We start from the raw sequence: 9,961 nt of genomic DNA on the forward strand, positions 1-9,961 counted from the left end.
CCTGGGACGGCGTGTCCCCGGTTGCTCGTCGGGTACTTTCCGGCGTCGTGGCGATGCTCTACCGCATCTCACACCCGGATCGACACATTCTTCGTGTGGCAATAAGCAACAATACCCTCTCTTCCCTTGGCGCGGCCGAAGCCGGAGTGGCGGTTGCCGCCGAAGGGGGTTTCGATGCCGCCGGCGAAGAATTCGTTGACATAGACCTGTCCGGCATCGACTTCCGCCGCAAAGCGATGGGCGCGGGAGAGGTTTTGCGTGTGCAGGCCGGCCACCAGGGCGAAGTCCGTACCGTTGGCGAGCACCAGCGCATGGTCGAAATCCTCGGCCGCCTGCAGGGCCAGCACGGGGCCGAACACTTCTTCCTGCACGATCGGGTCGGACGGATCGGTGGCTTCGACCAAGGTCGGCGCGTAGAACCAGCCGCCGGGAGCGTTTTCTGACGTCAGCACCGAACCGCCCGTGAGCACGCTCAGGCCGCGGTCGCGGGCGCGGTCGACATGGCCGGCAATCCTCGTCAGCTGCAATGCCGAATTGACCGGCCCGAGATCGGGATTGGTCAGGCCGTGGCCCGCCTTCATCCCCGCCATGGCCGGGATGAGCCGGTCGACGACGGCGTCGCGGACCCCGCGTTCGACGATCAGCCGCGATCCGGCCGAACAGATCTGGCCGGCATTTTCGAAGATCGCGCCCATGATATCCGGGATCGCCCGGTCGAGATCGGCATCGGCGAGGATGACATGCGGCGACTTGCCGCCGAGCTCCATCTGTAGCCTAGTGATGTTGCGTGCTGCCTCGGTCATCACCCGCTGGCCGGTCGCCACCGAGCCGGTGAAGGTGATGTGGTCGATGCCGGGATGGGCGGTCAGCGGTCCGCCGACATCCGCGCCGGTGCCGGTGACGACGTTGAGCACGCCCGCGGGCAGGCCGGCGCGGCGGGCGAGCGCTGCGAGCATCAGCGCCGAGAGCGGCGTCGTCTCCGCCGGCTTGATCACCACCGAACAGCCGGCCGCTAGAGCCGGCGCCAGTCCGCGCGCGGTGGTCGACAGCGGATAGTTCCACGGCACGATCTGGGCGACGACGCCGACCGGTTCGAGGATCGTATAGGCGAGATAGTCCGGCCCGAGCGGGATCTGCGCACCTTCGAGCTTGTCGGCGGCGCCGGCATAGTATTCGAAGGCTCGGATCGCGCCGTTGAGGTCGGCCTCGGCCTCGGAGAGTTTCTTGCCGCTGTCGAGCGCCTCGACCACGGCGAAGCGGCTGGCCTCGCTACGCAGCGTATCGGCGATGGCTCTGAGAATCCGGCCGCGTTCAGCCGGCCGGGTGCGCCTCCAGCCAGGGAAGGCAGCCTTGGCCGACAGCACAGCGCGGTCGACATCATCAGCATTTCCTGCCACAAACTCGGCATAGGCCGCGCCGCGTCCGGGGTCGAAGGTCTCCATCGTCCTGCCGCTCAGTGCCGCGACGAAGCCGCCGCCGATGAAATGGCCCGACGGCAGATCGGCAAGCCGTCCCGTCGACAGGATTTCTGCCACCAGAGCCGCCTTCGATCCTCCCATCATGCCACCTCTGACATCTTGTATTGCGCCCGGTCCAGCCAGGCCGGGTCGATCTCCACCCCCCAGCCGGGGGCGTCGGGCACGATCGCACAGCCATTTTCGATCCGATAGGGATCGCCGAGGAAGAGGCCGTCCTGCCAGGGATAGTAATCCTCGCTCTCGATGGAGAATTCGAGATATTTGCCGGCATTGGGGATCGCGGCCAGGAGATGCATGGTGCACATGGTCACCAGCGACAGGTTGGCGGCGTGCGGCGTGCAGGGCAGGCCTGCGGCGGCCGCCATCCTTGCCACTTCGAGCGTCCGGTGGATGCCGCCGAGATACATCACGTCGGGCTGGACGATATCGACGGCGCGCATGCCGATCATCGTCTTCCAGGCGGAAAATTCGCTATCCTGCTCGCCGCCGGTCACGTCGATGTCGAGCGCATCGGCGACTTCCTTGGTCTGCTCGAATTCCCAATAGGGGCAGGGTTCTTCGTAATGGCCGATGCCGTTGTCCTCCAGCATGCGGCCGACTTCGATCGCCCGCTTCGGCGAATAGCAGGAATTGGCGTCGACCAGCTTGTCGATGCCGTCGCCGAGCGCCCTGGCCACCAAGGGTACGATGGCTTCGGTACGGCCCGGCCATTCATCCCGGTCGCGGCCGCATTCGGCGCCGACCCGCCATTTGAAGGCGGTGAAGCCTTTTTCGTCGCGCAGCTTGAGGAAGCGCTTTGCTTCGTCCTCCGGCGTGATGTCGCGCTTCATCGAGCTGGCATAGGCGCGGAGCGGCCCGGGTCTGCCGCCCAGCAGACTGACGACCGGCTTGCCTTCGATCTTGCCGCGCAGGTCCCACAGCGAGGTGTCGAGGCCGGTCATGGCCCGGCGCAGGTAGCTGCCGGGAAACTTGTGCTCGCGCTCGCCGATCAGCGCCAGCGTGTCGGCGAAATCGAGCGCATCGGTACCGAGCGCATGCACGGCCACCTGGCGGTGGAAGATCTCGCAGGTAATGTCGGCCTGGTAGGTGGAGACCTGGCCCCAGCCTTGTTCGCCGCTATCGGTCGTCACCCGCACGAAGCCGACATAGGGGGTAGCGAAGGTTTCGAGCCTGCGGATCTTCATGGGTGGTCCTCTTGGGGGCCGGGCGGCGGCTGTGGGTGAAGACCCTCTCTGGCCTGCCGGCCATCTCCCCCACAAGGGGGGAGAAGACTCGCGGCACTCTCCCTGCCTCAATCCGGGCGTAGAGGTTCGGCCGAGTTAAGCCCCTCCCCCTTGTGGGGAGGGGTTTGGGGCGGGGTCTTCACGCCACAGGCAACAGCCCGGCATTCAACACCACCCGATCTTGCCCGAAATGTGGACTGCCTCTAAGCTCCATTCTGGTGAAAATGACAGTCCAATTTTGGCGGGTATAGCGATGGTGAAACGCTCCGGCGGCGCGCTTTTGACGATGATCCGGATCGATCCGGGTTCCGGCCGCACCATCGGTTCGCAACTGGCCGCGGCGCTGCGCCAGGCGATCCTGGAAGGGCATGTGCAGACGGGAGAGCGCCTGTCGGCGACGCGTATCCTGGCGGCGGAGCTCGGCCTGGCGCGTACCACCGTGGTCGAGGCGTTCGAATCCCTAGTCTCCGAAGGATTGCTCGAAACGCGCACCGGATCGGGGACGTTCGTCACCGCGACGATGAGCCCGGTCAGAGCTGCCCTGCCTGAGAATCTGCCCCGCACGGCGCAGCCCGAGCGGCTGGCGCGGCTAATGGCGGCGGCGCGGCAGCAATTTGCAGATCGGCTGGGACACGCGCCGCGCGCCTTCACCACGGCCACGCCGGATTATGACATGTTTCCGATGGCGCAGTGGGCGCGGCTCGTTAACCGGCATTGGCAGGGCGAGCGTGCGGCGATCCTCGGCTATCACGATGCGCTGGGGCATCAGGGTCTGCGGGCGGCGATCGCCCGGCATTTGCGCGGCAATCGCGGCTTTGCCTGCGAGCCCGGCCAGGTGTTCATCACCTCCGGCGCGCAGCAGGCTTTCCAACTGATCGGCGCCATGCTGCTCGATCCCGGCGATGCGGTCTGGTTCGAGGATCCCGGTGCCATCGGCGCGCGCAATTCTTTCGTCGTGCATGGTGCCCATGTCGTGCCTGTCGGCATCGACCCGGAGGGGCTGGATGTCGCCGACGGCCTGGCGCAGGCGCCGGATTTCAAGCTCGCCTTCGTCACCCCGTCGCATCAGCAGCCACTCGGTGTCCGCATGTCGCATGAGCGGCGGATCGCGCTGTTGCGGGCGGCGGCTGGGGCCGGCGCCTTTGTCGTCGAGGACGATTGGGATGGGGATTTCACGCTCTCGGGCCGGCCGTCGCCGGCGCTCAAGGCGATCGATGCCGGCGAGCACGTTATTTATGTCGGGTCGTTCTCGAAATCGATGTTTCCGGCGCTGCGCATCGGCTATCTGGTGGCGCCGCCGAACCTCATCCCGACATTCGAGGTGGCGCTCCGGGCGTTTTCATCCGGCGTTCCCACCAGCCTGCAGGCCGCGGTGGCCGCCTTCATCGACGAGGGCCTGTTCGCCGCGCATCTGCGCCGCATGTGCAAGCTCTACGGCGAGCGGCAGGAGGTGCTGCTTGCCGCGGCCGCGTCTGAGCTCTCTCCCTGGCTCGACGTCCAGCCGACACTCACCGGCATGCATGCGCTGGCGGTGCTCAAACGCGGGCTGAACGGCGAGACGGTGGCGCGGCGCGCCGACGCCGAGGGCGTGACGGTGTCGCCGGTCAGCCGCTTCTGCATACGTCCCCGGGCGCCGGAGGTGCTGCTCCTCGGCTTTTCCGGATTCAGTGCTCAGGGGATTTCGACAGGCGTCAAAGTGCTGGCGCGGGTGTTCGAAAGCATGGAACGCGATCTGCCAGCTGCTGAGTGAGGCTGTCCCTCTTCTCCCCCTCGGGGAGAAGGTGGTCCGAAGGGCCGGATGAGGGAGGCCTCGCGGGTGGGGAGCCCCCTCATCGCCTCGCATTCGCTCGGCACTTCTGCCCGAGGGGAGAAGAGGGGCAGGCGGCTGGACCGGCTAACTCAACGGCAGATACAGCCTCGGCCCCACATGCAGAAATCCATTTTGCGCATAAAAGTCCACCGTCTTTTGCCATCTGGGAATATCGGGTGCACCCACTTCCAGCATCGACCAGTTTCTCGACCGCGCAAACTCGACCGCGGCTTGAAGCAGAACCGCTCCGAGGCCATGCGAGCGATGGTCAGGCGCGACGTAGAGTTCGGAAATTTCTCCAAAACTGCCAAAGGCATAGATGGCTTCGCACTGATTGAGCATCACCAGGCCAACGATACTGCCTGCGGCATCCCTGGCGACGAAGCCGAACACTGTTGGACGCGTCAGCAACTCTTCTGTGACCGGTATCAGTCTGGCGGGTTGATACATGTCTTCGAGGTTGGGATAGAGCTCGCCCAGGAGACAGGCGACGAGGGTGCCAATCGCTTCGGCCTCCAGTGTCGATGCGGCGTGAATTGTGATGTCCTGGGCTGGCATGCCTTTCCCCCTCATATCGTCTTCTACCGGAATACCCAATTTCAATTCTATTCGATAACCAGCGTTCTGACCGTTGCGTTCGGGGGTAGATTGAGTGCAAACAGAATGGATTCCACCACTTCGCGATTGGTCAGGGAACCATCGAGCTCTCTTGGATCATTCCAAGCCGGATCGAGAGGTGAGACATTGTCAAAATCTCCCGGATGGACCGCTGTTACCCGAATGCGCGTTTCTCTCAGTTCCTCGGCCAGCCCCTGCACCATGCCATCCTGTGCCGCCTTCGCGGCCCTGAATGCGATCGATGTCCCTGACAGTGGCGCATTGGGCAGGCCGCTGGTTGAAACGACAGTGTGAATGTCGGCAGTCGGTCTCGCGCTCAGAATGGGCAATATATGCCGTGTCAGGATCAGCGAGCCGATGACCGCCGAGGCGATACAGGCCTGGATGTCTGCGTCGCTCATATTCACGAGAGATCCTGGCAGCCACATCGCGCCGTTGTGGATCAATCCGTCGAGATCCGGATGCCGCCGCGCCAGCGTCTCACCCGCCTCGGCGCAACTTGCTGCATCGGACAGGTCGCAGGTCAGAGTCTCGACGACTTGACCGGCTCGCTGGTGAATTGCCCTGGTCGTCTCGGCCAAGGCGCTGCCGTCTCGTGCGAGCAGCACGAGCCTTGCGCCCGCATCGGCCATGACGATAGCCAAAGCTGCGCCAAGCCCGCGGCTCGCGCCAGTGATGGCAAACTTCTTCCCTGAAATTGGCATCGACGTGTCCTTAGATTCAGACCAAAGTTAGATCGTCGATAAGCCCAAAGCCAGACGCATCAAATTCGCGTCCCAGCATTGTGGATCACAACGCGATCGAAAAAAGAATCCGGAGCGACCAATCATGGGCATTCGCACAAGTGGTCTGTGATATTCTTCAGAATGGCCGTGGTTTGCAAACCAATTCTCCTGAAGATAGGCTGAGGCCGAGCGCAGATGGAGAAGTTCGTGGACGAGGCTGACTATGTCATTGTCGGGGCCGGGTCTGCCGGCTCAGCGCTGGCGGGACGGCTTTCGGAGAATGGCCGCAACTCTGTCATTTTGATCGAGGCCGGGCCGCCGGCCAGCCTGATCTGGACGAAAATCCCGATCGGCTATGGCAAGACTTTCTACGACCCGCGGGTCAACTGGATGTACCAGACCCAGCCGGTGCCGGGGCTTGGCGGCCGGACCAATTATTGGCCGCGCGGCCGCGTCGTCGGCGGGTCCAGCACAATCAATGCCATGGTCTATTCGCGCGGCCAGCCGTCCGATTTCGATGCCTGGGAGGCGGCCGGCAATCCGGGCTGGGGTTGGCGCGACGTCCTGGCCGTCTATCGCCGGATGGAGGATCACGATCTCGGCGCATCCGATGTGCATGGCGCCGGCGGTCCGCTGCATGTGACCGTCATCGAGCCCGAAGTGCATCCGCTGACCCGGCGTTTCGTCGCGGCGGGGAGGGAGCTTGGCCTGCCGGCCACGGCCGATCTCAATGGCGAGAGCATCGAAGGTATCGGCTATTACCAGATCACCACCCGCAAGGGGCTCAGGGAAACCGCGGCGACAGCCTATCTGCGCAAGCGGCCGAATCTGCGTCTGGTGACCAATAGCCCGGCCAAGCGCATCCTCACCGAAGGCCGCCGTGCTGTCGGCGTCGTCACCGAGGGGCCCGCCGGCGAAGCGACGTTTCGCGCCCGTCGCGCGGTCGTGCTGTCTGCCGGCGCCATCGGCTCGCCGCTTCTGCTGCAGTTTTCGGGCATCGGCCCCGGCGCACTGCTGCAGCGGCTCGGCCTGCCGGTGATCCATGACTGCGCTGCAGTCGGCCGCAATCTCATGGACCATCTCTGCTACGACCAGTATTTTCGCTGCACCGAACCCAGCCTTAACCAGATGCTGAGGCCCTGGGCCGGCAAGGTGCGAGTGGCGTTGCGCTATCTTCTGTCGCGCAAAGGGCCGCTGTCGATGAGCCTCAATCAGGGCGGCGGCTACTACCGCTCGGACCCGAGCCAGCCCGTGCCGGATATGCAGCTCTATTTTCAGCCGCTCAGCTATCAGCGGGCGCCGGTCGGGGTGCGGCCGCTGATGAGCCCGGATCCCTATCCCGGCTTCAGCATGTCGATCTCACCCTGCAAGCCGCGGAGTCTCGGCCATGTGGAGCTGGCCGCGCCCGACGGGCGCGCAGCCCCCCTGATCCAGCCCAATGCGCTCTCCGATCCGCATGACATGGCCGACATGCTCGCCGGCGCCCGCTTCCTGCGGCGGCTTTCCGGCACGAGGGCGCTGGGCGCGGTGATCGCCGAGGAGACAAAGCCCGGCCGGTCGGTCGAAGGCGATGCCGAGCTGGAAGCCGATATCCGTGCCCGAACCGGTTCGGTCTTCCATCCCTGTGGCACCTGCCGCATGGGACCGGACCCCGCGACATCGGTCGTTGACGCGGATCTCAGGGTGTATGGGTTTGACGGCCTGCATGTCGCCGACGCCTCGATCTTCCCCGACATCACCTCGGGGAATATCAACGCGCCGTCGATCATGGTCGGCGAAATGGCGGCCGAGCGGATCGCCAAGCTGGCGTGATCGGGCTTGAGATGGGGAGGGGCTAGCCGTTTGCAAGGCAATTCTTTCCAGAAATCGACAGCTCTGGTCATGGCTTGATCGGTGCCATCGACCGAGGTCTTTGGCACGAAGTTCGCAGGCAATACAAACTCGTCAATGACAGGCGTCCCGAGTTGATCGTGAACGTCGGGCCTCTCCGTCCGTTTTGATCGAGCGGGCTATGCTCATGCACAACATGTCACAACTGCTCGTATGCGCCCGCTGACATGATCCGCCGCGACGTTCCTAAAAGACAAACTGGTTCGCCGTCAGATCGCTCTTGGTGGTGTCTTCCAGAATGAGAACATCACCGCTGCCGTCGCTGATCTCGGTATTGCCACCGTTCTGCGTCATATGGTTTGCCGAGAGATCGGCGAAGTCGGTGACTCCGGCCAGGCCGGAAAGATCGATCTTGTCGCCCCCTCCGATTGAAAAATCGGTGATCGTGTCGGTGCCATGCGATGTGGCGTAGACGAAGGTATCGGCGCCGCCATTGCCGGTGAGCGTATTGTCGCCTGCGCCGCCATTGAGCCGATTGGCGGCGCTGTTGCCGGTCAGCGTGTCGCTGCCGCTGCCGCCAGTGAGATTTTCGAAACCGACGATGACGAAGATGCCCACACTGGTATCGACCGCATCGGAACTGGCGAGCGAAATGGTCACGCCCGTGGTGAAGCTCGCGAAACTGATCGTGTCGATGCCCTTGCCGCCGTTGAACATACAGACATCGTCGGGATTGGTGAGTTGCGATACCGACAGCTTATCTGCACCATCGAAGAGGCTTACTTGCGCAGCACCGGCTGCACCCAGCGTCACGGTATCCTGGCCGTCGCCCAGCAGCAACGAGCCGACCCAGCCGGTCGCCGTGACGGTGTTGGTGCCGTCGAACAGCCAGATCTGCCCCACTCCACCACTGCCGACAGTCACTGTGTCGTTGCCTTCATAGCAGACAATGGAACTGACGAAATGGTCGCCGGTGGCGATCGTGTTGTTGCCTGAGCCGGCCATGATGCTGCCCATGCCGTTCGCGCCGGTGCCCAGTGCTTGGATCGTGTCGTCGCCGCCCTGGGTCGTGACGCTTCCCACCCAACCGCTGCCGGTGATCGTGACATGATTGTTGCCGCCACCCAGGTTCACGTCATCGACGCTGTTGGAACCGGCGATCGTGAGCGTGTCGTCTCCACCAAAGGCAAAGATCGTGTTGACGAAACCAGCGCCATTGACGTTGATCGTGTTTGTGCCGCCGCCGGCTTTGATGGCTTCGACGCCGCCGTCGCCGACGGTGAATTTGTCGTTGCCGTCATGGGCGCTGACCACGCCCACCCAGCCGTCGCCGCCAGTGAAGGTGTTGTTGCCGCCCTGCAGCGCGATGGACTCGCACATGCCTGCGGTATTGATGACCGTGTCGTTGCCGTCGCCCAAGGCCATCTGGTCGACCGAACCGTTGCCGACGGTCACCTTGTCATTGCCGTCGGACGTGTAGATCGAGCCGGCACCGCCGCTGCCGATCTTGACGACATTATTGCCGCTATAGAGATAGAGCGTATCGACCCGCCCGGTACCGGTGGTGATATTGTCCACTCCATCGCTGCCGGCAATGGTACCGATGATCGTCGACTTGAGCGAAACCACGCTGCCGGCATTGCCCAAGCGCGCATATTCGATCAAACGATGGGCGCCGGCATCGAGATCGGTCAACACGACCTTCATATGCGCATCTCCGGTGAAGCGCATTGTGCCGAGACCCCAGTCGTGCCCCTTGAGCTGGGCTTTGCTCGTATAGGTCTTACCGGCGTCGCCGGAGGAGACATTGATCGAGTCTATCCAGCCGCTATGCCATGCGAATTTCGAATCCCCGACCTTGAACTTGGTCTGGCCGTCCAGTGTGAACTTGACATTCTTATGGATCGTCATCTCTGCCTCCCTCGAATGCAACGAGCATTCACAACGATGATTGACCGCATGCAGAAAGGTGGGCCGCAACCGCTTGCGCTGCCGGCCTGGAGTAAAGTTCATCTAAAAACGTGCTGTTTTGCTGCAGGCCGATTTATCCGGCAGCAACTATAAGTTATAGGAAACTAAGCCGTTTTACATTAGCGAATTCTTTTGTGATTGTCTACTTTACTGTTTCAAAGTCATACAGGAGTTGAAGAATAACTAATATTTTCTTGATTATTTGCAAGTCACGCGCCGAAATTTACTGATTTTCGCAGGTGGGGCGGGATTTTACCCGGAAAATTGACAACGTTGCTTGATCTGTCAGCCCGTTCACCCGTCAGC

General features: G+C 63.1%; 7 protein-coding genes. 2 read left to right on the forward strand and 5 right to left on the reverse strand.

Features of this window, described 5'->3' with window-relative positions; translation table 11 throughout:
- Window positions 1-68: 68 nt before the first annotated feature.
- Together AC1DYF_RS38060 and AC1DYF_RS38065 are read right to left on the reverse strand one after the other, a co-directional pair.
- Window positions 69-1,562 (reverse strand): aldehyde dehydrogenase family protein, encoded by a 1,494-nt coding sequence (locus AC1DYF_RS38060; RefSeq protein ID WP_477883823.1) that lies wholly within the window; start codon window positions 1,560-1,562, stop codon window positions 69-71.
- Window positions 1,559-2,773, reverse strand: a complete 1,215-nt coding sequence (locus AC1DYF_RS38065; protein WP_477883825.1) for a mandelate racemase/muconate lactonizing enzyme family protein — start codon at window positions 2,771-2,773, stop codon at window positions 1,559-1,561. The genes AC1DYF_RS38060 and AC1DYF_RS38065 overlap by 4 nt, the downstream gene beginning before the upstream one ends.
- Before the next feature lie 181 nt (window positions 2,774-2,954).
- On the opposite strand from AC1DYF_RS38065, the gene pdxR reads away from it, so the two are divergent.
- Window positions 2,955-4,451, forward strand: coding sequence for a MocR-like pyridoxine biosynthesis transcription factor PdxR (pdxR, locus tag AC1DYF_RS38070; RefSeq protein ID WP_477883827.1), 1,497 nt, complete (start codon window positions 2,955-2,957; stop codon window positions 4,449-4,451).
- Between the two features lie 144 nt (window positions 4,452-4,595).
- On the opposite strand, the gene AC1DYF_RS38075 is transcribed toward pdxR, so the two are convergent.
- Both AC1DYF_RS38075 and AC1DYF_RS38080 read right to left on the reverse strand, forming a co-directional pair.
- Complete coding sequence (locus tag AC1DYF_RS38075; RefSeq protein WP_477883828.1) at window positions 4,596-5,069, reverse strand: GNAT family N-acetyltransferase; 474 nt, start codon at window positions 5,067-5,069, stop codon at window positions 4,596-4,598.
- 47 nt (window positions 5,070-5,116) lie between these two features.
- Entirely contained in the window at window positions 5,117-5,833 is a 717-nt protein-coding gene (locus tag AC1DYF_RS38080) for an SDR family oxidoreductase (protein WP_477883830.1), read from the reverse strand.
- Between the two features lie 216 nt (window positions 5,834-6,049).
- Between AC1DYF_RS38080 and AC1DYF_RS38085 the strand changes: the two genes are divergently transcribed.
- On the forward strand, window positions 6,050-7,666 hold the full coding sequence (locus tag AC1DYF_RS38085) for a GMC family oxidoreductase (RefSeq protein ID WP_477883832.1): 1,617 nt from the start codon (window positions 6,050-6,052) through the stop codon (window positions 7,664-7,666).
- Between the two features lie 264 nt (window positions 7,667-7,930).
- Here AC1DYF_RS38085 and AC1DYF_RS38090 read toward each other — a convergent pair whose 3' ends face one another.
- A complete protein-coding gene (locus tag AC1DYF_RS38090; RefSeq protein ID WP_477883834.1) occupies window positions 7,931-9,595 on the reverse strand; it encodes a type I secretion C-terminal target domain-containing protein in 1,665 nt (554 codons plus the stop codon).
- Between the last annotated feature and the right edge of the window lie 366 nt (window positions 9,596-9,961).

Source organism: Rhizobium sp. P2_G9 (genome assembly GCF_056403475.1).

Coding starts and splice junctions, on each gene's coding strand:
- AC1DYF_RS38060 (WP_477883823.1), bottom strand. CDS start 1,562: ATGATGGGAGGATCGAAGGCGGCTCTGGTGGCAGAAATCCTGTCGACG.
- AC1DYF_RS38080 (WP_477883830.1), bottom strand. CDS start 5,833: ATGCCAATTTCAGGGAAGAAGTTTGCCATCACTGGCGCGAGCCGCGGG.
- AC1DYF_RS38075 (WP_477883828.1), bottom strand. CDS start 5,069: ATGCCAGCCCAGGACATCACAATTCACGCCGCATCGACACTGGAGGCC.
- pdxR (WP_477883827.1), top strand. CDS start 2,955: ATGGTGAAACGCTCCGGCGGCGCGCTTTTGACGATGATCCGGATCGAT.
- AC1DYF_RS38090 (WP_477883834.1), bottom strand. CDS start 9,595: ATGACGATCCATAAGAATGTCAAGTTCACACTGGACGGCCAGACCAAG.
- AC1DYF_RS38085 (WP_477883832.1), top strand. CDS start 6,050: ATGGAGAAGTTCGTGGACGAGGCTGACTATGTCATTGTCGGGGCCGGG.